Genomic DNA, 24,858 nt, shown 5'->3' with positions numbered 1-24,858 from the left:
CCAAACCTATGACCGTTTCCGTATCTCATGTGATCTTTTCGTCCCTTCTGAAGATCGTGGCAGGTATGGCAACGGTCACGCTCGTCGGGGGCGCGTGGTGGATGCTGCGCGGCCCCGACTTGTCCTATGTGCCCGAGATGGCCGAACATGCGGTCGTGCTGTCCGACGATCACAAGATTTTCGTTCAGAAATTCGAAGTGACTGTGGCCGAATGGAACCAGTGTCACGCCGATGGCGCCTGTGATCTGGAACTGCGCGCCCCTGCACACGAAGACCCCGCGTTCCTTCCGGCCACCGGGCTGAATTTCGTAGACGTCAACCAGTACCTGGACTGGATCAACCGCCATTCGCGTCATCCCTTCAGACTGCCGACGGCAGAGGAATGGGATTTCATGGCCAAAGATGTTTTGCCCGAGGAACCAGATCCGATTTTCACAGATCCCGCATTGAGCTGGGCTTCCAGCTATCTGATCGAGGGCCTCGCGCCGCGGCGTCTGGTGCGACAAGGCAGTTTTTCCGTCAGCCCCGAGGGCATTGTCGATCTTGATGGCTCCGTGTGGGAATGGACCGAAGATTGTTTTGCCGGTGACGGTGGAGGCTCCATCGACCGCGATCGTTGCCCGGCCTTTTTTGCCGGCGGCGAACATGTTGCCGCGATCCCGTTTCTGGTCCGCGACCCGGCCCGCGGCGGCTGCGCTGTCGGCAGCCCGCCTGCCCATCTCGGACTGCGATTGGTGACAAACAAGAAAATAAAGGGCGGTCGTGTGTGACGCGGTAAGAAATAGGTCCGGTTGACCGACAAACGGCTTACCATACGCGTTGATCTACGCCAAAAGGCGGCTTCTGGTTTCAACGAGTTGCGCAATCCGAAGTCAATGCTCTGATAAGGCGTATTCAGGCGTATCTCGCGTTACCCCCGATCAGGATGCATTCCTACTCAGGCGACCTAAAAAGCGTCGTCACGACCGCGACCAGCGTGTTCACAATACCGGGGCTGCGGTTGACAGCTCCGCTATGTCCTTCCAAGGTCAAACCACCGCGCAGGCCGTCGAGACGTTTGCCTTTGCCTTTCCCCTTCCTCTCGGTCCAATATTCCCAAAGCTGTTTTCGATGAAACGTGAAACCAACGCCCCGATGCTACCGTTGTTGCCAACGATTTCGAAGAGTTGACCAAACAATTGACCGTTTTGCGTGAAGACATTGCCGAAGGGTTTGATGACGCACAAAATATGTCGAACGCACAGGTCACAACACAAATGAGTAAGCATTTTTACGGGACTGCACTATCATGACGCCACAAAGATCGATAAGGAATCCAGATGCCCGATGATCCCTACAAAGTGTTAGGTCTCACCAAGTCGGCAACCGCAGATGAGATCAAAAAAGCCTATCGCAAACTGGTGCGCACCAGCCACCCTGATCTGCACCCGGATGATCCCGCTGCGGAAGATCGGTTTAAAGCGATTGGGGCGGCTTATGATCTTTTGAAAAAGCCCGAAACCCGTGCCCGCTATGATGCGGGCGAGATTGATGCACAGGGGGCGGAGCGGCCCCCGCGCCAATATTACCGCGATTTTGCGGACACCTCCGACAATGCCTATCGGCAACGTAGCGGCTTTGGTGCGGACACCGACCCGGCCGATATTTTCGCCGAAATATTGCGTAACCGTGCACGGCAATCCGGCGGCGGCGGGTTTGGCGCTCAAGGGGCCTCTGTGCGTGGCGCTGACCTGCGGTATAGTCTTGAAGTGCCGTTTCTGGAGGCCGTGCTGGGCACCAAAACGAGGATCACCCTGCCGGACGGTCAGGCCCTTTCGGTGAGTATTCCCAAAGGCACGGCGGATGGCCAAACCCTACGTCTGCGCGGGAAAGGCGCGCCCGGATTTGGGCAAGGCCCCGCCGGAGATGCGTTGATCACCGTGTCCGTGCGCCCACATCCGGTGTTTCACCGTGACGGAGATGACATCCTTCTGACGCTGCCGATCACCATTGAAGAGGCCATTTTGGGCGGCAAAGTCAGCACGCCGACGATCCACGGACCCGTGGATTTGACCATCCCTCCCGGTAGCAGTTCGGGGCGCATTCTGCGGCTGAGAGGCCGTGGCGTTGAACGCGCCGGGGCCAAAGAAAAAGGCGATCAAAAGGTCGAGCTTAAAATCGTCGTCCCGCCCGAGGTCGATGCCGATTTGCGGGACTTTCTGGCGGCACGGCGCGGCGAAAACACCTTTGATCCTCGGATTGATCTGATGAAGGGGGCCACTCATGATTGAACATTTTTCTGAAGAGGAGGTGATCACCACAATCACCCGATTGAGCCGGGACCAACTTGTCCGCTTCATCGAGGCCGAGTTTGTGCGACCGGATCGGAGTGAGACGGGCTATGTGTTTCGGCGCATCGACATCGCCCGGTTGGAATTGCTGTGCGATCTGTCGTTTGATTTGGATCTGGATGAGACGGCTCTGGGCGTGGTGATTTCGCTGATTGATCAACTCCATACCGCTCACCAAGAACGCCTTGCCATTGAACGCGCCATTCAGGCGCTGCCGGCGGATGTACATGCGCGGATTTTGGAGAGCTTGAACGCGTCATAAGGCCCTTACAGAAGAATTTGCGGCTCCCGTAGGCCTTTCACACCCGCGTCACAGGCGTAAACCACCCCTTGCGCCGCATCCGGCGTCGGGATGTCTTCGCGCGCGGTGGTCACAAACAGCGTGGTCAAATCCGCGCCGCCAAAGGCCGGACAGGAGCTATGCACCCCACCAACCGATATGGCGCGATCAAACGAGCCATCCGGTAAATACCGCGCCACGCGGCCCGCGCCCCATTGCGCATTCCAAATCCCGCCCGCGGCATCCACCACCGCGCCATCGGGGTTCAATCCCGCGGCGCGCAGGTCAAGAAACACCTCAGATGCGCCTATGGGCCAGCCTGAGGCATCGAGCGCCTGACGGTTGATCTGTCCGGTCTTGGTACAGGCGAAATAGGCGATGCGCCCATCGGGAGCGAAACAGATGGCATTGGGGATGGTCAGCCCGTCAAACAACCGCACAGTCTCGCCTTTGTAATAGCGATAAATCGCCCCCAGACCGGGCTCGGCGCGCTTGCCCATAGTGCCAATCCAAAACCCGCCCTGCCGATCGGCGCGGCCATCGTTCGATCGCATTTCGGAACGATCCGCCTCCAAAGGCGCAACCAAATCGCGCCGTCCGGTTTCAATATCAAACCGCCAAAGACCCGTCTCGGAGGCCAACAAAAGCGTATCGTGATCGACCAAACCCGCCGCCGAATGATGCTCGTCAAACTGCCACATCCGCGTGGTCTCGCCCTGACGTGACAACAGGCGGCATGCGATGATGTCGAACCAAAAAAGCTCTTGGCGCAGCGGGTGCCACAGTGGCCCTTCGCCCAAAACACAAGGGCGGGGATCAAAAACCTGCGTGCTCATGGCCTGAACACCGCGTCATAGGCGGCGACAATGATGCGCGCCTTACCACGGACCGCATCGACACTGTCGCCCGGTTTGTAAATCGCGGACCCGATGCCAAAGCCATCGACACGGGCCGCTGCCCATGCGGCAAAATTATCTGGACCGGCCCCGCCGACGCAAAGCACTTCGGTGCCCGCGGGCAAGACGGCGCGGATCGCTTTCAATCCCTCAGGCCCCAAAAGCGCGCCCGGGAAAAGTTTCAATCCATCCGCTCCGGCTTGGAGTGCCGCAAAGCATTCGGATGGGGTCATCACGCCGGGATAGGACAACATCCCGGCGGCTTTCGTCGCTTGGATCACCTCGGGGTCCATGTTGGGCGAGACCACAAGCTGCGCGCCGATGGTTTTGAGCTGCGCCACTTGCGCGGTCTCAAGCACGGTCCCCGCGCCGATCACCGCCCGTGCGCCGCAGACCTTGACCATATCGGCAATCGAGGCAAACGGGTTCGGCGAATTGAGCGGCACTTCGATTTTGGTGATGCCCTCAGCGATCAGAGCTTCGGCGATGGGCACAGCGTCTTCGGGGGTGATGCCGCGCAAAATGGCGATGATGTTGCGTGTCATGGGGTGTCCTTAAAGCTCATATATATGCGGGTAGGCGGCGCGCAATCCGCGCAGGGCGAGATCGCGCCCGTCCTCAATGTGCGGCGAGGGACCGAGTTCGGACAGCGCGCGCGCGTAAAGCGTGGTCAAAGCACCAGCGCCAATCAAAGCCACCTTTTGCCCGCTCCAAAAATCGCGTGTCGCGGCCAGTTCGATGCCAATCAAAAGCCCGGACAGCCGTGCGCGCAGCGTCGTGGGGGGCGTGGCATTCACAAGGCTCTCGGCGCGCAGAGCAAACAGCGTGGCAAAGGCAGTCCCCCCTGCGTCCAAAGCGTGGCGCACGCCGTGAATAAACGCGGCTTCATCGAGCGTATCCCCGGCAATGTCGCGGCCAACACTGTGCCGCAACACGGAGTGTTCGGACAACAGCGCAAACATCTCTCCCGTCATCACCGTGCGAAAGCGGCTCACAGTTCCCTGCGCCAATGACACCCATTTGCTATGGGTGCCGGGCAGGCAGAGGGTGCCGTCAAATTCGGGATGAAGGGCCGCGAACCCGGCGATTTGGGTCTCTTCGCCACGCATCACATCCGCAGGGGTGGCTTGGGACAGGCCGGGAAGGATACGCACAGTGATCAAGGGCGATGTGACCAAAGGGGTGACGCCCCCGGCCCCGAGCGCGCTCAAGGTGACCGGGACCGACACATACTGCGCCTCGGCCCAGCCTTGCCGCGCCCCCGCCATGCCACAGATCAGCACAGGGGTCACACGCGCAGGGTCAAGCAGCCCGTCGCAAAGGCCCAAGAGTACCGGCTCAAACTGGTCCGGCGTCAACCGCCCCATGCCTTGATCCGAACTCCGCTCGATCCTCACCTGACCTTGGGCGTCTATCGCCCAAAGCCTCAGGTTCGAGGTGCCCCAATCGACGGCAATCCAGTCTGCAAATGGCCTCACCCGATCAAATCTCCCGGCAAGACGGCCTCTGGGATGTTTTGGTAGCTGACTGGACGTAGGAAGCGGCGGATCGCCAGGGTGCCGACAGAGGTTGCGCCAAAATTGGTCGAAGCCGGATAAGGCCCGCCATGCACCATCGCGTCACAGACTTCGACCCCGGTTGGAAAGCCATTGGCAAGGATGCGCCCGGCTTTGCGTTCGAGGATCGGCAGGAGGCTCTGTGCCAAGTCGGCGTCATCCGCATCCATGTGCAGCGTGCAGGTCAACTGACCCTGTAGCGATTTGGCCACCGCACGCATTTCCTCCACATCCGTCACCCGAACAATCAACCCGAGCGGCCCAAACACCTCTTCGCCCAAAGCCTCATTGGTCAGCCATTCGGCTCCGGTTGTGGCAAAGAGATAGGGGGTGGCGTTGCGCAGGTCGCAGGTTGAGGTCAACACTTCTTGGACACCGCTTGTGGCGGCGATTTTGTCACGGCCAGCGCGGTAGGCTGTGGCGATGCCATCGGTGAGCATGACTTGCGCGCCGGTGGCAGACAGGGCTTTGACCGCGGCGTTCATGTATGTGTCGGCGTCAGGGCCGTCGATGACGACGGAAATCCCCGGATTGGTGCAAAACTGCCCGGCACCCATGGTCAGCGATCCGGCCCAGCCTGTGCCAATATCTGCCGCGCGTGCGGACATCGCAGCGGGCAAAAGGAACATCGGATTGACCGAGCCCAATTCGCCAAAGAACGGGATCGGTTCTGGACGTTGGGCGCAGAGATCAAACAAGGCCCGGCCGCCACCCAAGGAGCCGGTAAAGCCCACGGCGCGGACAAGGGGATGCTGCACAAGCGCCACCCCGACATCGCGCGAACCGCCTTGCACCAGCGAGAACACACCGGGATGCACACCGCATGTTTGGATCGCGGCATGGATCGCCTCGGCGATGATTTCGCCGGTGCCGGGATGGGCGTCGTGGCCCTTGACCACAACCGGACAGCCTGCCGCCAGCGCCGAGGCGGTGTCACCGCCTGCGGTCGAAAAGGCCAGCGGGAAATTCGACGCGCCAAACACAGCCACAGGGCCGATCGGGCGCTGCATCATTCGAATGTCGGGGCGTGGAAGCGGCTGACGATCCGGCAGGGCTACGTCATGACGACGGTCCAAATACTCGGCCTTGAGGATATGCGTTGCAAACAAACGCAACTGGCCAGTGGTGCGGCCACGTTCGCCCTGAAGGCGACCTTCGGGCAGGCCGGATTCTTGCGATCCGATCTCGGTGATCGCCTCGGCGCGGGCTTCGATCTCGTCGGCGATGGTGTTTAAAAACGCTGCGCGCTCTTCGCGGGAGCTGTAGCCAAAGGACCAAAACGCCTCTTCGGCGGCCTGCACAGCACGGTCCACCACATCAGGTGTGCCATGTGAAAAAAGATGCGACGGACCGTGAGCCGGGGCGGAGGCGAACGTGTCTTCGCTCGCAACCCAGTCGCCCGCGATCAGGTGTTTGCCGTGTGGTGTGAAGGTCATGGGAGGATGTCCTATCTTATTTGCCCCATTTCAGGGCGATAACGTCAAGGTCACGCGACAGCTGCAACAGCCGATCTTTGGTGCGTGCGCTCATCGGTTGCAACGGGGCGCGGACATAATCGCTTTCGATCACGCCGCCCTCCATCATTACGGTTTTCGCAGCGCGGAGGCCACATTGGCGGTTCTCGTGGTTGATCAACGGCAGGCACAGACGCCATTGTTCCAAAGCTGCGTCGATGTTGCCGGCGCGGTAGTCGATCAGGATGGGGCGGATTTTTTCCGGCTGAAGCGCGGAGGTCATCGTCCCGGTACAACCTGCATCCAAATCGGCCAAAAGCGTGACGGCCTCTTCGCCATCAAACGGACCAACGATGTGATCGCCACCGGCCTCGATGAGAGCGGCGAGTTTATCGGCGGCAAAGGGGGTTTCCATCTTGAAATAAGACACGTTTTCGATCTCTTGTGCCATTCGAACCAAGAATGGCACAGACAATGTCACGCCAGACAAGGGCGCGTCTTGCACCATGATCGGGATATTCACCGCGTCGGAGACGGCTTTGAATTGGCCAAAAATGGCGTGTTCGGGCGGGACAAGACCGACGCCATGATAGGGCGGCATCATCATCAACATCGCGGCGCCCATGGCCTGCGCTTCGCGCGCACGCGCGACAACAATCTCATTGGCGAAATGCGAAATGGTCACGATCACCGGAACGCGGCCCGCGACATGTTCCAAACTCACACGGGTCAAAAGCGCACGCTCCTCGTCGGACAACAGGAATTGTTCGGAGTAATTGGCCAGGATACAGATCGCATCGACGCCTTGGTCGATCATACAATCCAACACGCGTTTCATGCCCTCAGAGTCGACTTGACCATCGGCAAAAAACGGCGTGGGGGCAACGGGAAGGATGCCGGTTAAGTGGTGTTTCATAGCGGGAAATCTTTCGTGTCAGTCGTGAAAAGGGTCAACGGCAACCCGGCGACCAAGGGCCAGCGCGTCCGAGACATGCACCATCGGACGCAGGTCCATGTCGATGCCGCCACACGCGATCAAAGCGGCCATATTGGCGTAAAGGCGCGGGTATTCGCCGGAGAGCGGATTGTTGTCGACAAGCGCATCCTCGCGGCCATCAACCATGATCCGCGCGCCGCCATCCAAAAGTGTCAGGGTGCCCTGATCAGTCACCGCCTCGATGGTCCATATTTGATCCCCCTCTTGGCGCCAATCAAACGTGGCACTGACCTCGGCACCCCGGGGATGATAAAACGCCAGATTGGCGGCAATCGGGGTTTGACGGTTTTCGGGCACCATCAGTGTGGCGTCACGCAGGTGGATGTCCACGGGCAAGATTTCGGTCACGATGGACAGCGCATTGATGCCCGGATCAAACACGCCCATGCCGCCCGGCTCCCAAATCCAATCTTGGTTCGGGTGCCAACGGCGCACGTCTTCTTTCCATGTTACTTTCAGGCTTAAAAGCGTTTTGTCCGCCAGCCATGCTTTGGCCACAGCCACCTTATCGGCCTCACGCGAGTGCCATGTGGCATAGAGCGAAAGGCCGTTGTCTTGTGCCAGTTTGGTCAAGGCATGGCATTCGGCCAAGGTCGCGCCGGGGGGCTTTTCCAACATCACATGACGACCGGCCTTGAGTGCTTTGGCGGCGTATTCAAACCGTGGCACGGGAGGCAGGCACAGGGACACCATGGCGATGTCCGGGTGCGTGTTCAGGAGCGTGTCAAAATCGGTGTAGCTGTCTATGCCGTCAAGGGTGCCATGACGGGATAACGTGGCCGCCAGTTCCCATTGATCCGAGGCCGCAATAGAGGGGACATGTTGGTCCACCGCGATCTTTCCGATCCCTACAAGTGCTAGTTTCATCAATGCGAATCCTTTCCAACAGCGGAACCGCGACAGCCCTTGAGGAAGTCCAGATCGGCACCGGTGTCCGCACCCTCAACGTGGTGTTGGTGCAACCAGGCATAGCCACTGTCGGCTCGCTCATGCTGGGGTGACCAGTTTGCGAGCCGTTCGGCCAACTCCGCATCCGAAATGTCCAAATGCAACCGGCGATTGGCCACGTCCAACTCGATCATATCGCCATTTTGTACCACGGCGAGCGGGCCACCAGCGGCAGCTTCGGGTGAGGTGTGCAACACGACGGTGCCATAGGCCGTGCCCGACATCCGTGCGTCAGAGATGCGCACCATATCCGTGATGCCCTTTCTCAGGATCTTCGGCGGTAGGCCCATGTTGCCAACCTCGGCCATGCCCGGATAGCCTTTGGGACCACAGTTTTTCATCACCATGATACAGGTCTCGTCAATGTCGAGATCGGGGTCTTCGATCTTGGCTTTATAGTCGTCGATGTCTTCGAATACGACCGCGCGGCCTTTGTGTTGCAACAAAGCGGGAGTGGCGGCGGAGGGTTTGAGGACCGCGCCTTTCGGGGCCAAATTGCCTTTGACCACGACGATGCCACCCGATTGCGTGAGCGCCTTATCGGTCGGCAGGATCACGTCCTCATTGTGGTTCACGACGTCTTTGACCTCGTCCCACATCGACTGACCGGACACGGTGATCGCGTCTTTATGGAGCAATCCGCCCTCGCCCAAACGTTTGAGCACCACAGGCAGACCACCAGCATAAAAGAACTCTTCCATCAGGTATTTGCCCGAGGGCATCAGGTTCACAATCGTCGGCACATCCCGGCCACACCGATCCCAATCCTCAAGCGTCAGATCAATGCCTGCACGGCCCGCCATCGCCAACAAATGGATCACTGCGTTGGTCGATCCGCCGATTGCGGCATTGGTACGGATGGCGTTTTCAAACGCCTCTTTGGTCATCACGTCGGAAGGTTTCAAATCGTCTTTGACCATCTGAACGATGCGCCGCCCGGAGAGCTGCGCCATAACGCGGCGGCGGCTGTCCACCGCAGGGATCGCGGCGTTGCCCGACAAAGCCATGCCCAAGGCTTCGGCCATTGACGCCATGGTGGATGCCGTGCCCATGGTGTTACAGGTGCCGGTGGAGCGCGACATCGAGGCCTCGGCTTCCAAGAACTCGTCCTGTGTCATCTCGCCCGCTTTTACCGCCTCGGAGAATTTCCAAAGATGTGTGCCCGACCCGACCCGTTCGTTGCGGTAATAACCATTGAGCATCGGCCCGCCCGTGACCACGATGGCGGGTAAATCGACAGAGGCCGCAGCCATCATCAACGACGGTGTGGTCTTGTCACAGCCGACCAAAAGCACACAGCCGTCCATCGGTTGTCCGCGAATGGTTTCCTCCACCGCCAAAGCGGCCAGATTGCGAAACATCATTGCGGTCGGGCGAAAGGTATTCTCGGAAGCGGAGAACACGGGGACTTCGACCGGGAAACCTCCGGCCTCCCAAATGCCTGCCTTCACCTTCTCGGCCAGTTCCTTCATGTGGATGCCGTTGCAAGGCGACAGCTCGGACCATGTGTTGAGGATGCCGATGATCGGGCGCCCATCGAACAGGTCATGCGGGTAGCCTTGGTTTTTCATCCAGCCGCGATGGTAAATCGTGTCGCGGGAATTGCCGCCGTACCACTCTTGGCTTCTGAGTCTGCGCGGCCATTTTGCAGGAGTAAATGCCATGGGATGGCTCCTTTCCGTCAGGCCTCAGCCTTGTTTGTTTTTGTTGTAAACGTCGAAGAACACGGCCGCGAGCAGCACCAAGCCTTTGATCACCTGTTGGTAATCAATGCCGATGCCCATGATCGACATGCCGTTGTTCATCACGCCCATGATAAAGGCGCCGACCACGGCCCCGATGATTTTGCCCGAACCACCCGACATCGACGCGCCGCCAATGAACACCGCCGCGATGACATCGAGTTCGAGTGAAAACCCTGCCTTGGGCGTCGCCGTGTTCAACCGCGCGGCAAAGACCAACCCGGCCAAAGCGGCCAAAACCCCCATGTTCACAAAGGCCAAAAAGGTCAGGCGTTCGGTTTTGATGCCCGATAGTTTCGCGGCTTTTTCATTGCCGCCCAACGCATAGATGCGGCGACCAATGACGGTGCGTTCGGTGACGAAAGCGTAGATCATGATCAACACGCCCATGGTCACCACCACATTGGGCAGGCCGCGGAAGGTCGAGAGTTTGAACATCAAGAACACGATCGCCGCGCTGACGATCAATGTGCGGGTCCAGAACAGCCCTGCAGGTTCGCTCTCAATGCCATAGTCCATATCGCGTTTGCGCGCCTGCAAACCCATGCGGATGACAGCGGCTGCGGCGGCAAGGCCGAGCGCGAAGGAGAGCACATTGAATTTGCGCGCGTCAAAAAGCATCGCCAGACCTTCGCCCCAGCTTGCCGGGAAAAGCTCCGGCACGAAGCCGGTTGAGATGATTTGAAAGCTCTTGGGGAAGGGGCCAACCGATTGGCCTTCAAGCAGCCATAGAGACAACCCACGAAACACCAACATGCCCGCCAGGGTCACGATGAAGGACGGGATGCGCCAATAGGCCACGAAATAGCCCTGCGCACCGCCAATTGCAGCCCCCGCGATCAAACAGATCGGCACAGTGACCGCCACAGGCATATTGTAGTGAACGATCAACACGGCGGCCAAAGCGCCGACAAATCCCATCACTGAGCCGACGGACAGGTCGATATGACCTGCGACAATGACGATGAGCATCCCCAGCGCCATGATGATCACATAGCTGTTTTGCAAAAACAGATTGGTGATGTTCACCGGGCGCATCAACGTGCCGCCAGTGACGATTTGAAAAAACACCATGATGGCAATCAGTGCAAACAACAGACCGAAATCGCGCATATGGGCGGCCAAATGTGCCTTGATCCCTTTGGTTTGAGTGTCCATTTCCACGGTCCCTTATTCGTTGACGATGAGCGACATGATGCGCTCCTGGTTGGCCTCATCGGCGGAAAGTTCGCCGACAAAAGCCCCTTCGTTCATGACGTAAATGCGATCACTCATGCCTAAGAGTTCCGGCATTTCGGACGAGATCATCACGACCCCTTTGCCCTGTGCCGAAAGCTCGTTGATGATCGCGTAGATTTCATATTTCGCCCCCACGTCGATGCCGCGGGTCGGTTCATCGAGGATCAAAACCTCGGGCGAGGTGTTCAGCCATTTGGCCAAAACCACCTTTTGCTGATTGCCGCCAGACAGGTTGCCGACCTTTTGAAACACCGAAGGCGTACGGGTGCGCAGCGCCTCGCGGTAGTCTTCGGCCACTTTGGTCTCTGCATTGGCGTTCAAAACTCCGCCTTTGGACACGCCTTCCAGATTGGCCAAAGTGGTGTTGAACCGAATGGTTTCGTCCAGGATCAACCCAAGGCTTTTGCGGTCCTCGGTGACATAGGCCAAGCCCGCCTTGATCGCGCGATCGACGCGAGAGACGTCGGCCTCTTTGCCATGCAATTTGACCGTGCCGGTGATGCCCCGCCCATAGGAACGGCCAAAAATCGACATTGCCAATTCGGTCCGCCCCGACCCCATCAGCCCGGCGATGCCGACGACTTCGCCGGCGCGGACATTGAACGCGATGTCTTTGATCACCTGACGCTCAGAATGTTCGGGGTGCCAGACGTTCCAGTCCTCAACCTCCATCAACATTTCGCCCGCCCGGCGGGTGCGTGCCGGATAGCGGTCGGACATGTCGCGCCCCACCATGTCGCGCACGATCTGATCTTCGGACAGGCCCGCCTTGGCGTCCAATGTTGAGACCGACCGACCATCGCGTATCACGGTCACCGTGTCGGCGACATAACGGACCTCGCCCAGCTTGTGCGAGATGATGATGCAGGTGACGCCCTGTGCCTTAAGCTCCAACATCAGGTCCAAAAGTTTGCGCGAGTCGCCCTCTTGCAGCGCCGCTGTCGGCTCGTCGAGGATCAAAAGTTTCACATCCTTGGAGAGCGCCTTGGCGATCTCGACAAGTTGCTGTTTGCCGACACCAAGGCTGTCGATCAGCGTGGTCGGGCTTTCTTTAAGGCCGACTTTTTTCAAAAGCGCGCTGGTGCGCTGGTTGGCCTCATGCCAATTGATCACACCAGCTTTGGCCGTCTCATTGCCGAGGAAAATATTCTCAGAAATCGACAGTTGCGGCACCAAAGCCAACTCTTGGTGAATGATGATGATGCCGCGATCTTCGCTGTCTCGGATGCCCTGAAACTGCGCCAAGCGCCCTCAAAATGAATCTCTCCGTCATAGCTGCCTGCCGGATAGACGCCGGACAGAACCTTCATCAAGGTTGATTTACCGGCGCCGTTTTCGCCGCAAATGGCGTGAATTTCGCCGCCTTTTACCGCAAGGTTCACCTGATCAAGCGCTTTCACGCCGGGGAACTCTTTGGTGATGTCTCGCATTTCGAGAAGTGTGGTCATGATGTCCCCTTTGAGCGCCGAGCGCTCCGTCCCACCTTTGTCCGCGCCCACCCCGGTGGGACAAAGGAAACGCGTCGCCCGACCCCGGAAAGGACCCGGACGACGCCGATCTCAAATCAAGTGGAGGTTACTTGATCTGATCCATGCTGTAATACCCGGAGCCGATCAGCACCTCTTCCCAATTGCTGGCGTCAACTGCGACGGGCTCCAACAGGTAGGAGGGGATGACTTTGACGCCGTTGTCGTAGGTGGTGGTGTCGTTGATTTCCGGCTCTGAGCCGCCCAGCACCGCGTTCACCATGCCCACGGTCACTTTTGCAAGCTCGCGTGTGTCTTTGAACACGGTCGAATATTGCTCACCTGCCAGGATGGATTTCACCGATGGCACTTCTGCGTCCTGACCGGACACGATCGGCATTTTCAAATCGCCGGAGCCGTACCCCACGCCTTTGAGCGAGGACAGGATGCCAATGGAAAGGCCGTCATAGGGCGACAACACGCCATGGACCTCTTTGTCGGTGTAATTGGCGGACAGGATGTTATCCATCCGGGCCTGCGCGACAGCGCCGTCCCAGCGCAGGGTGCCGACTTTGTCCATACCCATTTGGCCGGACTGTACGACGACCGTGCCATCGTCAATCAAAGGCTGTAGGATCGACATCGCGCCATTGTAAAAGAAATAGGCGTTGTTGTCGTCCGGCGAGCCGCCGAAGAGCTCGACATTATACGGCCCGTCGCCAAACCGCGCCTTCAGGCCCTCAACGATGGAGGTTGCTTGTTGCACGCCGACCTTGAAGTTGTCGAAGGTGGCATAGTAATCAAGATCGCCCGAGTCGCGGATCAAACGGTCATAGGCGATGACTTTCACGCCAGCCGCCGCCGCATTTTCCAAGGCGTTCGACAAGGTGGTGCCGTCAATTGCCGCAATCACCAACACGTCCACACCTTTGGTGATCATGTTTTCGATCTGCGCCAATTGGTTCGGAATGTCGTCTTCGGCGTATTGAAGGTCGGCGGTGTAGCCTGCCGCTTCAAGTTCCTTGACCATATTGTCCCCGTCCGCGATCCAACGCGCCGAGGATTTGGTCGGCATGGCGATGCCCACAAGCCCGTCTGCATAGCTGCCGCCGACAATGCGATTGCCGCAGTGGCTGCGGCAAGAATGGTTTTGAGTTTCATAGTTCCTCCCAATCGGACGCTCCACACGGCCTCCCCGGCCGTCTCCCACGTCCCTTTTCAGGGTTGATCCCCTGGGACGGACCCTAGGCAGGGTTCACATAACTGTAAAATTCTATTATGCGTGTTTTGCATATCATTTAAGTTATGTAAGGCGTATTCCCATGGCCCACCTGCGACAAACCAAAGCAACCCACCTTGGATTGATCCTCAAAATCGCCGAAGTGGGGCAGTTGCAAAAGGCCGCGTCTTCTATGGCGATGTCGCAACCCGCCGCCTCCCGTATCTTGGCGGATATGGAGAAAAACGTGGGTGCACCGCTGTTTAAGCGGGGACCAAAAGGCATGGAGGTCACGCCGCTTGGCATGGCCTTTGTCCGCCACGCCCGCGTGATCCTCTCGGAACTTGATGGCTTGGACAAAGATGTCCAGCGACTCAAAAACGGACAGGCGGGGGAGGTTCGGATCGGCTCGGTCACCGGGCCTGCGGTCTCGACCCTGATGCCTGCACTGGAGGCAGTGCGCGCGCGATCACCGCATATCGACGTGACCATCGAGGTCGGCCCCTCCGTCGATCTGGTGCGCGGCTTGGATGAGGGTCGATTCGATTTCATCTTTGCCCGAATCCCTGCGACGCAAGACAGCCGGGATTTTCTGGTGCACCCGGCACAGGAGGAAATTGTCCGACTGATCATCCGCGACAGCCACCCTTTGGCGGGCCGCGCCAATGTGCGACTTGAGGATTTGTACGACTATGATTGGGTCATTCAGGAACGCGGTTCTCCCATCCGTCTTGCGGTAGAAGAAGCGTTTCACAGTGCGGGCGAACCCACGCCACCACGCATTATCAACAGTTCGTCTTTATTGATCGTGTTGGCCATGCTGGACAGTTTGGACGTGATTGCACCGCAGTCCAAAGAGGTCGCGAGCTTGCTCAGCGGTCCCATATTGGGCGGGCATCTGACCACCATTGACCTTGCGGAAAAGATCACCGTTTCGCCCTATTACATCATCCGCAACCGCTTCAAGGAGCTGCCGCAGGCCGCCAAGGATTTCTACGACGAGGTGTTGTTACGCATCTGAATGCGCGGACTTTGGTGGAAAAGCGGCCAAAGGAAAAGGGCTGCCCAGATCAGACAGCCCTTCGAGATCTTCGGAGATGGGCCAGTTAGGAAAGGCCCAATCAGGGGTGTTTAACCCAAAGGACTGCCTCTAGGTCGCGGCCCCCCCGACTGTCTTGACCTCATTCTCCACTATCACTCTAGACACTGGACCACCTCCTTTCGATGAATTGCCGATAGTTGGATGGTGGCACAGATTTGGTATATGGCAAGTAAAATTATACTAAAGGTGCCGTCATCCGCCTAACAATGAGGCGGAAAGGCACAAGAGCGATTAAGGCGAGTGCAAGTTTTACACCCCAATCGGCCACTGCGAGCGACACCCAGAGCGGAACGGCAGGTCCGACCAACAAGAACGGCACAGAGTCCCACGCCCAGGAAATTTCCATGTCCGCAGTTTCACCAAAAAAAACAATGGACTGCGAAAAGGCGAGGGTGAAAAAGATCGTGGTGTCCAAAGCCGATCCGATGAAGGACGAGGCAAACGGCGCTTTCCACCAGACTCCATCCCGCAACTTATTGAAAATAAAGACATCGACAAGCTGAGCGACAAGAAAAGCGGTGGCGGAGCCCACAGCCACACGCAGCGCGACAGCGGCATAGGTATAGCCGTCGCCTTGCAACATGATTTGCGTCCCGATGAGCGAACACAGGATGCCGGTGGCGAAGCCCGCAAAAATCACCTTGCGCGCAGATTGCACGCCATAGACGCGATTGATCACGTCGGTGACGAGAAAGGCGAACGGGTAAGTGAAGGCGCCCCAGGTCAGAAGCCCATCAGCGATGAGGAATTGAACGAGGATATTGGAGGCCACAACAATGGCGGCCATGGCCAGAATGCCAGGAAGGATGCGTTTCATGTTAGATCCGTTTTTTATCGAAGGTGACGGCAACTCGGCCCCGCGACTGCGGGGCGATGGGCGCGTTTAACCCCAGTATAGCTGCAATTCAAGCGCTATTTCGGGATCAGGTAGTCGACCAATTCGGTGCGTTGGAAGAACCGGAAATTGTCGTCGGAGATCATCGTGAGGTGAATCCCCTCCGCATCGGACCAAACCGAAATGCCTTCAAGATTATCATGTGTGCCCGTCATCGTGCGCAGCAACTCAACCTCATTGGCGGGGCCATTCGGAGTCATGTCGAACCGCCGCACACGGCTTGAAAACCCGATCCCGGTGAACCACCGTTCCAAAAGATAGAGCTTCCCATCCGGGCCAAAATCCATCCCGACAGGCAGGAAATCCGTGCCACTTTGCCGTGGGATCGACCATGGCTGGTCCCAGCCTGTCCCGGCGCGATAACGATAGAGCGGAAAGGGTCGCTCCATCGCCCCGGAGCGTTCCGGTAGCGTAAAAATTGCGCCTGAGGCATCTACGGCAATGGCCTCAAGCGACGAATTGGCCTGCATCTTGGCGAAATCGGGGTGGCCCTTGAGATCCACCGTCTGACCATTTGCCAGCGACAGTTTTGCGACCCGATGTTTGCCTTCAAAGGAGACATAGGCGGTGCCGTTTGGCGCCAGGGCAAACCCTTCAGAATCGCCCTTGATCACCCCCAAAGCGGTACCATCCTTTGATTTAAGGCGTTGAATCGTATCAATCTGAGCTGCGGACACAGTGCCATTCTCCGTGCGGGTCAATGTCCCGGAAAACAGGTTTGCGCGATCTGAGAGCGCGTAAAAATGACGCCCATCTTCAGAGATGTCCAACCCTGAAAACCCACCAAAACGCTCATCAGCGGATGTCCACACAAAGCTGCCCAAGTAGCGTGCGCTTTCGGCCTGTCCTGTGAGCGGGACAAGGCTCGCGATCAGCGCGAGGAGGCTACGGCGGAGCATTGTGCAGGCAGTGTCGCGAGAGTGATTGGCGGTTTCGGTTTCGCAGGCTTGGCATTGGGGTTTGGCGGCGGCGGATTAAGGATGTTGTTCACCCAGTCCTGTGCATCGGCACAGCCATCGCCCGGCGGCGGCGGTGCTTGATCCTCACAGGATCTATCTCCGTTCGGACAGTTCAGCCGCACGTGGAAATGATAGTGGTGGCCAAACCACGGCCGAATTTTACGCAGCCACGCCCGGTCGCCCTTTTCATCCTTACACATCTGAACTTTCGCGCCCGGAAAGACAAAAATCCGCGCCACGCGAGGGTCACTTGCCGCCGCTTTCAAAACCTGGTGATGCTGCGGCGTCCAACTGTCGTTGACATAGGCACCTGCGGCGCGGCGCATCGAAATTGACGAAATGTTTTCGCGTTCCGCCACGGTCAAATCCAACCGTTTCGGCGGCAACATCCAAATGTCAGCGTCCAGCCCGATCTGGTGGCTGGCATGGCCCGAGGACATCGGTCCGCCACGCGGCTGGCTCATGTCACCCACATAAATGCCGGCCCATCCCGGCTGCATGGCCGCTTTGCGAGACAGATCTTCGAGGAAATCAATCAAAACAGGATGGCCATAATTGCGGTTGCGCGACAGGCGCATCGCTTGCCATGTCGGCCCGGTTTCGGGCAATTGCGCCGCCCCGCCGATACAGCCCTTGGCATAGCTGCCAAAGGAGGCGGGCTCTTGTCTTGAGGGGGCCGCGATTGGACCAAAGACCTCTTTGGCGGGTCTGTGATCCGACGAGGACACCGTGACCTTGTGCGCGGGCGCGCGGTCTTTTCCACCGCCCACACAGGCGACAAGCATCACACAGGCCAACAAGCCAACCCAATTACGCATCATTCTGACACCTTTGTTCCTTCTTGCGTTCCCTCAGGATGGACCCAAGCTAACAGCACAAGCCCAAGAAGGAAAAGCCCGATCAGCGGCATAATGCCGAGGCGCTGCGATCCGGTGAGATCAGACATCACTGCGATCAAGCCAGGTGCCAGAAAAGACGTCGCTTTTCCTGACAATGCGTAAAGTCCGAACGCTTCTGTCATCCGATCCGGGTCGGCCTGACGCACCATCATCGTGCGGCTCGCCGATTGGATCACGCCCGCGACGGCACCCAAGACCGCGCCACAGATGTAAAACGCCACATCCGGCAGTTTGCTTGTGGCATCAACGGATATGAACAACACGCTGTCACGGGTGATGGTCAAAATCACCAAACAGGTCGAGACCAGCACAAGGATGCAGAAAATAATCACGGGTTTGGGGCCAAATTTTTGATCTGCAAAGCCGCCAAAATAGGTGAAAATCGCCCCGGTGAGCGCTGCCAAAATGCCGAACACGCCAATGTCCACCACGCTCCAGTTGAGCGCACCAAGGGCGTAAATTCCGCCAAAGGTGAACACACCGTTCAACGCATCGCGGTAGAACATCGACGAGATCAGATAAGAGAACAACGATTTGCGCGAGGGCAAGGACGCGAGCGTGCGACCCAGATCATGGATGCCTTTTGATACGGCGGCGGTGAGTGACAGGCCTTTTATCTTTGGCTCTTTGACCCAAAGGAAAAACGGGATCATCGAGATCACAAACCAAAGTGCCACGAATGGGCCGACAAACCGCGTGCCTTCGCGCATCTCCGGGTCAAACCCGAACAGGGGCGGGATGCCCAAAAGCGTCACACCAGAGGCATTTTCGGCAAAGAGCAACAGCATGATCACCAGTGAAATGATCCCGCCGACATAGCCCCAAGCCCAACCGTCGCCTGAGATCTTGCCAATCTCGGCGCGCGTGCCCAAAGCGGGCAACAGCGCGTTGGTGAAAATCGTGGTGAATTCGACCCCAATCAGGCCCAATCCAAAGAAAATCAGCACGAGTACCGTGGGGAAATCGCCCGGTGCCGCAAGCCAAAGCCCCGCCGCGCCAATCGCATAGAGCGCGGAGAAAAGTTTGATCCACGGCATGCGACTGCCGCTTTCATCCGCGATGGAGCCGAGCAAAGGCGCGCTGACCGCAATCAACAATCCGGTGACGGTCAAACCATAGCCCCAGATGGATTGCGCCCGTGCCTTGGCCTCCAGCGTTTCCATTCCGCCAGCGCTCAAATAGGCGATCACCTGTTCGGCAAAATAAGGCCCGAAAATAAAGCTGATGATGAGCGTGTGAAAGGGCTGCGTCGCCCAGTCATACATCATCCAGCCCCAGATACGTTTTTTGTGACTTGGTGCGCCCATGGTCCTGCCTTCTCACCTCAGTTGACGCGATAGAACAGGCAAATGCGGGCGTGCGCAACGCCTAAGGCATCAATCGCGCACAGGTGGCCATGGCCGCGTGTTGTCCGCCTCAATCCAATTTTGAACCCACTCGGGTAGGGCTGGGCTTTCGACCTCAGGCTCGATCATTGTCAAAAGGTCGCGCGGCGGTACCATTTTGCGGTTCTTGATCACAGCACCCCGGATCAGAATATGATTACAACAGTCGCCTTTTTGGTCCCACATCGACTGTTCAATATAGAGAAACCTGTCGTCAAACCCCAAAGGTTTGGTCCACATATCAACCTTTTGAAACGTCGTCACCCGCTTGCGATAGCGCACGGACGCCCCCGCCACAGCCATGCCAAATCCACCGGCTTTGGCGGCCTGTGCGGTGCCATTGCGGATCGACATCGGAATCCGGCCAAGGTCAAAGAGTGTTAAGGTTCTTCCGTTATTCAATTCAAGCCAAAGGTCGATGTCCCAAGGCAGGCAATAGTGATGCGACAGATGTGCGTCGAACAGGCCAAGTTTTGGCGTGTTGCGCACTTTGCGGGCTTGGTGGATCATGCGGACAAATGGATACATGCCCAAACCTTTCGCAGCCGCGGCAAATTCGGTCAAGCCGGGACGTTGCGGCACAGGATGCGGCATCGTCCATCTTGCACGATCGGGACGGAGACCTTAGGTGAGTGAGCGACCTTACTGATTGGACCCCTGCACATGATGTCTCTTTTCCAAATCCTTCTCATGATCCTCGGTATCGTGAAATTCGTCATGATCGTTCAGATCATCATGAGTTGGTTGATCAACTTTCAGGTGCTCAACGTGCGCCAGCCTTTGGTCTATCAAATCTGGGAAGGCCTCTCGCGCCTGCTTGAGCCAATCTATCGCCCGATCCGTAAAATCCTGCCGCCGATGAGCGGCCTGGATCTCGCCCCGCTTGTGGCCTTCATTGCCATTTATGCGCTGGAGCGGATCATCTACAACAACGCGGGCATGTTTTACTAAAGCATTTCGGGTCTAGATTTAGACACGACTTAACCCGCGAAACGCCTTAAGCCCTTGAGCCTCGCGCCCGCCCGTGCGATTCTGCCCGCAACAAAGAGCAGGATCACATGGACACCTTACAGGCGGACCCGACGCACACAGGAGCGCACGCGCTTCTCTCTTCCGTGTTTGGATTTGACGCGTTTCGCCCCGGTCAGGAAGAGATCGTTGATGCCGTCATCGCGGGGCGCAATGTCTTGGCGATCATGCCGACGGGTGGCGGCAAATCGCTGTGTTTCCAACTTCCCGCGATGGTGTGTAACGGGCTGACCGTGGTCATTTCGCCCCTGATCGCCTTGATGCGCGACCAGGTTCAGGCTCTCAAGGCGGTGGGGGTTGAGGCGGGAGCGCTCACCTCTGGCAACACCGATGAGGAGACCGATGAGGTCTTTGCCGCCCTATCCGAGAACCGTCTCAAACTCCTGTACATGGCCCCGGAACGTTTGGCCTCTGGTGGCACTTTGCCCCTGCTGCGGCGGGCCAATGTGTCGCTGATTGCGGTGGACGAGGCGCATTGTGTGTCGCAATGGGGCCATGATTTCCGCCCCGATTATTTGCGCATCGGTGATCTGCGCCGCGCGCTTGATGTGCCACTGGCCGCATTTACTGCGACCGCAGACGAAGAAACCCGGGGCGAAATCATCACCCGGCTGTTCGATGGTCAAACGCCCGAGACCTTTTTGCGTGGCTTCGATCGACCAAACATTCACCTCGCCTTCGCGGTCAAGGATCAACCTCGCCGCCAAATCCTTGGCTTTGCCTCTGCGCGCAAGGGCCAATCCGGCATCGTCTATTGCGGCACTCGCGCCAAAACTGAAAGCCTTGCCAAGGCGCTAAGCGATGCCGGTCATCTCGCGCAGGCCTATCATGGCGGCATGGAGCCGGAGCGCCGCCGCGATGTCGAACGTCAGTTTCAACAAGAGGACGAGTTGATCGTCGTCGCCACCGTCGCTTTTGGCATGGGCATCGACAAACCGGATATCCGCTGGGTTGCCCATGCCGATCTGCCGAAATCGGTCGAAAGCTATTATCAGGAAATCGGGCGTTCGGGCCGCGATGGCGCACCGGCTGAAACCCTGACGCTCTTTGGCCCCGACGACATCCGGTTTCGCCGCACCCAGATTGACGAAAGCCCGGCCCCTTCCGAACGTCGCGCCGCCGATCATGCTCGCTTGAACGCGCTTTTGGGGCTGGCAGAGGCGCAGACTTGTCGACGTCAGACCTTGCTCTCCTATTTTGGCGAGACCTCCGCGCCTTGCGGCAATTGCGACCTGTGCGACAGTCCGCCGGCGTTGTTTGATGGCACGGTCGCGGTGCGCAAGGCGCTGTCGGCCGTGTTGCGGTGTGACGAAGGCTTTGGCGCAGGGCATTTGATTGACGTGCTGACGGGCACGATGACGGATAAGGTCAGGCAATGGAACCATGACCAATTGTCGGTGTTTGGCGTGGGTAAAGAATATGACAAACGGCAATGGAATGCGGTGTTTCGGCAAATGATGGGGGCCGATCTTGTGCGGCCCAACCCGGATCGGTTCGGCGCGTTGTTCATGACCGAACCTGCGATGCCGATCCTCAAAGGCGAGGCCAGTATCACCCTGCGCCGCGATACCTTGGCGAAAGCGCACAAAGGCCCGGTGGCCAAGGCACTGGTGTCGGACGAAGACGCACCACTTTTGTCCGCGCTCAAGGCCAAACGCCGCGCCCTGGCCGAAGAGCAACGTGTACCTGCCTATGTCGTCTTTGCCGATCGCACCCTGATCGAAATGGCCGAAACCCGACCGCAGAGTCTGGACGACATGGGGCGGATTGGCGGTGTTGGCGCGAAAAAGCTTGAGCGGTACGGCGATGCGTTTCTTTCGGTCATTTTGGGCGCGCCAAGCCCCGATGTGCATCCGTCTCGGCGCAAACTTGCGAGTTCTGGCGGCGGGGATTTGTTTGATCACCTGCAAGAGATTCAACGTCAGCTCGCGCGCGGTGACTGTGGTACGCTCAAACCACTGACGCTTTCACCCGGACAGATTGCCAAAATCGTCCAATTGCGTCCGCGTGATCTTACCGCGATGGCTCGCATCATTGGCGAAAAGCCCGCTGAACGCTTTGGTCCGGCTATGTTGGATGCGATCGCGGCGGCTTAGGGGATTATTCGCCAGCCATGACGGTGTCGCCGGAGGGAACGGCGGCTGTCTCTTCCGGAAGAATCGAACAGCAACCCTTGGGAAGTTCCGTCAGAATACGATCTATAATAGACGCCTTACGCAGAGGCTTTGTCATATAATAATCCAAACCCGCCGCAAGAATGTCTTGTTCATCGCCCGCCATCGCATGCGCTGTTAGGGCCACGATTGGGACATGCGCCCCGCTGTCAATTTCAAGCGCGCGGATTTGGCGGGTGGCCTCTTTGCCATCCACCTCTGGCATGGAGATGTCCATAAAGATCAAGTCTGGCTGAAAGCCTGATACTGTTCCACCGCCTCGCGCCCGTTGTTGGCAAAGCGCAATTCGATGTCGAGGGATTTGAGCATTTTTCCGAAGACCAATTGATTGGTCTTGTTGTCCTCCGCCGCCAAAACCCGCATGCGACGACCGGCTTCGGATGTGGGGGGGCTCGATTCCTCTGGGATGAGAGACGATAAAGTGCGCCACAGGTTTGCCCGCAACAGTGGTTTTTGCAGTGTTGTGGCATCATGCCCGTCCAAAGACCCCGCCGAAACCGGCCCGGAGGTCATCAACAGGATCGGCGCAGTGACCCCGCGTATGCGCAGAGTTTTTATCAGCGTGCCGATGTCGGTGTTCGGCATATTGTTGTCGATCAAAAACACCTGCGCATCCAGTGGTGACGCCAAAAGCGCATCGGCACTTTCAAACGGCGAGACCTCAAACCCCAGCACCGTCAATTGTTTTTCCAAGATCAAGGAATTGGCGTTGATGTGATCCAAAAGCGCGGCTTTGTGCATCCACGAGGGCAGGCGCTGATCGTCGGACTGGGCAATCACGTCCATGGTGATGTGGAAGCCAAAGCAGGAGCCCACGCCCTCTTCGCTATCGACCCAAATCTCGCCGCCCATCAATTGCACAAGCTGACGGGTGATCGCGAGCCCAAGGCCGGTGCCTTCGAATTTCCGATTGCGCTCGTCTTCGACTTGATTGAATTCGCCAAAAATATGCTCGATCATGTCATGGGCAATGCCGATCCCGGTGTCCTCGACAGAGACATGGACGCGCTGACGTTTGCCGTCCTCTTCGGGTAGGCCCACCACCCGGACGATGACGTGACCCGAATGGGTGAATTTCACCGCATTGCCAACAAGATTGGTCAATACCTGACGCATCCGGCCGGGATCACCGATGAAATTGGTCGGCAAGAACATGTCATAGTCGATGATCAGATCAACTTTTTTCTGGGTAGCGTTCGGTTGCAACAGCACCAGTACATCCTGAATACAGCGTTCAAGATCAAAAGGTTCCGGGTGTAAGGAAAGTTTAGAGGCTTCGATTTTCGAATAGTCCAATACGTCGTTGATCAACCCCAAAAGCGCCTCGCCCGAGGATTTGATGGTTTCGACGTAGAGGATTTGTTCTTCGTTCAATTCGGTTTCCGCCAAGAGATCGGCCATGCCAACCATGCCGTTCATCGGCGTGCGGATTTCGTGGCTCATATTGGCCAGAAACGCGGATTTGGCGCGATTGGCGGCCTCGGCCTTGGACCGCGCCTTTTTGAGCCGCTCCTCATAGCGGATCGTCGAGGTGATGTTGAGGCCCAAGGACACCATGTCACCATCCGAAGAGCGGCGGTCGACGAGTTTGACGAATTGGTTGTTCCAAAGTCGCAGAACATGGGGTTCACGCGACGGCGCACGCCAACGCGCCATCGCCCGTTCGATAAAGGCATCGCGGGTCAGATCACCGATATCAATGATGCCCTCTTCAACCGCGAGTTTGAGAATGTCGGGATAGCTGATGCCGGGCTGGATGTCTTCGAGCCCGTCAAACACCCGAAGATAGGCGGGATTGGCGGCGATCATGATGTCAGACGGGTCAAAAACGGCAAACCCATCCTGAATGGTTTCAAGCGAATCCCAAAGGCGGCGCTCGGCGATATGGACGGCCACATTGGCTTTTTCCAAATCCTCTTTGGTGCGGATGTTCTCGCCGCGCAGCACCTCGGTCTCTTCGCGTTTGACGATGATCTCATCGGACAGATGACGGGCGTGTTGAGACAGTTTGCGATTGGCTTCGAAAAGCTCAGCCTGTTTGAGTTCCAGAAGCCGCTCAGCCGCAAGGCGTGCGCGGCGTTCCTGAGAAAACGTTTCAGACAGTGACATGTGGGACCTCTTCACACCCTGCCCGATCCTATGTGACCGGGGCTTTGCGGTAGAATGGTCCAAACAGAGTGAAAAGAGTCTTAATCAATTCGAGAAAATTGACATGAAAAGACCGCACAGAGACGCAAATCCGCGCGATCACACAAGAGATGTCATGCACTGAGGTTGGCAGATTGCCG

Annotated in this window: 19 protein-coding genes and 3 pseudogenes; 6 read left to right on the top strand and 16 right to left on the bottom strand. The window is 57.9% G+C overall.

Translation table 11 applies throughout. The annotated features are described in order from the left end of the window. Positions 1-8: 8 nt before the first annotated feature. The 3 genes from C8029_RS07445 (at position 9) to C8029_RS07435 (ending at position 2,592) form a co-directional block, all read left to right on the top strand. Positions 9-770, top strand: coding sequence for a formylglycine-generating enzyme family protein (locus tag C8029_RS07445; RefSeq protein ID WP_152002625.1), 762 nt, complete (start codon positions 9-11; stop codon positions 768-770). Between the two features lie 549 nt (positions 771-1,319). Then, the gene (locus C8029_RS07440) at positions 1,320-2,270 is read left to right on the top strand and encodes a DnaJ C-terminal domain-containing protein (RefSeq protein ID WP_152002624.1); all 951 of its coding nucleotides are present in this window, start codon (positions 1,320-1,322) and stop codon (positions 2,268-2,270) included. Next, on the top strand, positions 2,263-2,592 hold the full coding sequence (locus C8029_RS07435) for a hypothetical protein (protein WP_009570078.1): 330 nt from the start codon (positions 2,263-2,265) through the stop codon (positions 2,590-2,592). Before C8029_RS07440 ends, C8029_RS07435 begins: the two co-directional genes overlap by 8 nt. A 5-nt stretch (positions 2,593-2,597) precedes the next feature. Here the strand turns inward: C8029_RS07435 and C8029_RS07430 are convergent, their stop codons facing one another. From C8029_RS07430 to chvE, 10 genes and pseudogenes are all read right to left on the bottom strand, one after another. Then, complete coding sequence (locus tag C8029_RS07430; RefSeq protein WP_152002623.1) at positions 2,598-3,446, bottom strand: SMP-30/gluconolactonase/LRE family protein; 849 nt, start codon at positions 3,444-3,446, stop codon at positions 2,598-2,600. Then, positions 3,443-4,051, bottom strand: a complete 609-nt coding sequence (locus C8029_RS07425) for a 2-dehydro-3-deoxy-6-phosphogalactonate aldolase (RefSeq protein WP_152002622.1) — start codon at positions 4,049-4,051, stop codon at positions 3,443-3,445. The genes C8029_RS07430 and C8029_RS07425 overlap by 4 nt, the downstream gene beginning before the upstream one ends. A 9-nt stretch (positions 4,052-4,060) precedes the next feature. After that, the gene (locus C8029_RS07420) at positions 4,061-4,984 is read right to left on the bottom strand and encodes a 2-dehydro-3-deoxygalactonokinase (RefSeq protein WP_152002621.1); all 924 of its coding nucleotides are present in this window, start codon (positions 4,982-4,984) and stop codon (positions 4,061-4,063) included. Continuing rightward, positions 4,981-6,498 carry an aldehyde dehydrogenase (NADP(+)) gene (locus tag C8029_RS07415; RefSeq protein ID WP_152002620.1) on the bottom strand — a complete coding sequence of 506 codons (1,518 nt, stop codon included), beginning with the start codon at positions 6,496-6,498 and terminating at the stop codon, positions 4,981-4,983. The genes C8029_RS07420 and C8029_RS07415 overlap by 4 nt, the downstream gene beginning before the upstream one ends. A gap of 16 nt (positions 6,499-6,514) precedes the next feature. Then, positions 6,515-7,432 (bottom strand): dihydrodipicolinate synthase family protein, encoded by a 918-nt coding sequence (locus C8029_RS07410; protein ID WP_152002619.1) that lies wholly within the window; start codon positions 7,430-7,432, stop codon positions 6,515-6,517. 18 nt (positions 7,433-7,450) lie between these two features. Then, positions 7,451-8,380: a Gfo/Idh/MocA family protein gene (locus C8029_RS07405; RefSeq protein WP_152002618.1), complete on the bottom strand. Its 930-nt coding sequence runs from the start codon at positions 8,378-8,380 to the stop codon at positions 7,451-7,453. Further along, entirely contained in the window at positions 8,380-10,125 is a 1,746-nt protein-coding gene (gene araD, locus C8029_RS07400; RefSeq protein ID WP_152002617.1) for an L-arabinonate dehydratase, read from the bottom strand. Before araD ends, C8029_RS07405 begins: the two co-directional genes overlap by 1 nt. Positions 10,126-10,149: 24 nt before the next feature. Continuing rightward, the gene (gene mmsB, locus C8029_RS07395; RefSeq protein ID WP_009570086.1) at positions 10,150-11,361 is read right to left on the bottom strand and encodes a multiple monosaccharide ABC transporter permease; all 1,212 of its coding nucleotides are present in this window, start codon (positions 11,359-11,361) and stop codon (positions 10,150-10,152) included. A gap of 12 nt (positions 11,362-11,373) precedes the next feature. After that, a pseudogene (gene mmsA, locus C8029_RS07390) lies at positions 11,374-12,890 on the bottom strand (multiple monosaccharide ABC transporter ATP-binding protein). A 127-nt stretch (positions 12,891-13,017) separates the two neighbouring features. Continuing rightward, positions 13,018-14,069: pseudogene (gene chvE, locus C8029_RS07385) on the bottom strand (multiple monosaccharide ABC transporter substrate-binding protein). Positions 14,070-14,230: 161 nt separating this feature from the next. On the opposite strand from chvE, the gene C8029_RS07380 reads away from it, so the two are divergent. Further along, positions 14,231-15,148: a LysR family transcriptional regulator gene (locus C8029_RS07380; RefSeq protein ID WP_009570089.1), complete on the top strand. Its 918-nt coding sequence runs from the start codon at positions 14,231-14,233 to the stop codon at positions 15,146-15,148. Between the two features lie 256 nt (positions 15,149-15,404). On the opposite strand, the gene C8029_RS07375 is transcribed toward C8029_RS07380, so the two are convergent. The 5 genes from C8029_RS07375 to C8029_RS07355 form a co-directional block, all read right to left on the bottom strand. Further along, entirely contained in the window at positions 15,405-16,046 is a 642-nt protein-coding gene (locus C8029_RS07375; RefSeq protein ID WP_009570090.1) for a queuosine precursor transporter, read from the bottom strand. Positions 16,047-16,141: 95 nt separating this feature from the next. Continuing rightward, positions 16,142-17,023, bottom strand: a complete 882-nt coding sequence (locus tag C8029_RS07370) for an esterase-like activity of phytase family protein (protein ID WP_152002616.1) — start codon at positions 17,021-17,023, stop codon at positions 16,142-16,144. Further along, the gene (gene mepA, locus C8029_RS07365) at positions 16,996-17,904 is read right to left on the bottom strand and encodes a penicillin-insensitive murein endopeptidase (RefSeq protein WP_152002615.1); all 909 of its coding nucleotides are present in this window, start codon (positions 17,902-17,904) and stop codon (positions 16,996-16,998) included. The genes C8029_RS07370 and mepA overlap by 28 nt, the downstream gene beginning before the upstream one ends. Continuing rightward, a complete protein-coding gene (locus C8029_RS07360; protein ID WP_152002614.1) occupies positions 17,901-19,289 on the bottom strand; it encodes an MFS transporter in 1,389 nt (462 codons plus the stop codon). Before C8029_RS07360 ends, mepA begins: the two co-directional genes overlap by 4 nt. A gap of 69 nt (positions 19,290-19,358) precedes the next feature. Continuing rightward, entirely contained in the window at positions 19,359-19,961 is a 603-nt protein-coding gene (locus C8029_RS07355; protein ID WP_009570094.1) for an acyl-CoA thioesterase, read from the bottom strand. Between the two features lie 69 nt (positions 19,962-20,030). On the opposite strand from C8029_RS07355, the gene C8029_RS07350 reads away from it, so the two are divergent. Together C8029_RS07350 and recQ are read left to right on the top strand one after the other, a co-directional pair. Continuing rightward, positions 20,031-20,318: a YggT family protein gene (locus C8029_RS07350; protein ID WP_009570095.1), complete on the top strand. Its 288-nt coding sequence runs from the start codon at positions 20,031-20,033 to the stop codon at positions 20,316-20,318. Positions 20,319-20,425: 107 nt separating this feature from the next. Then, entirely contained in the window at positions 20,426-22,492 is a 2,067-nt protein-coding gene (gene recQ, locus C8029_RS07345; RefSeq protein ID WP_152002613.1) for a DNA helicase RecQ, read from the top strand. Positions 22,493-22,496: 4 nt separating this feature from the next. On the opposite strand, the pseudogene C8029_RS07340 reads toward recQ, so the two are convergent. Beyond that, positions 22,497-24,679, bottom strand: a pseudogene (locus C8029_RS07340) (ATP-binding protein). Between the last annotated feature and the right edge of the window lie 179 nt (positions 24,680-24,858).

The sequence above is a fragment of the Roseobacter sp. TSBP12 genome (assembly GCF_009129705.1).
In the GTDB taxonomy this organism is placed as follows: domain Bacteria; phylum Pseudomonadota; class Alphaproteobacteria; order Rhodobacterales; family Rhodobacteraceae; genus Celeribacter; species Celeribacter baekdonensis_A.
Note: the sequence above shows the minus strand (reverse complement) of the source record. Positions and strands in the feature narration are given on the sequence as shown.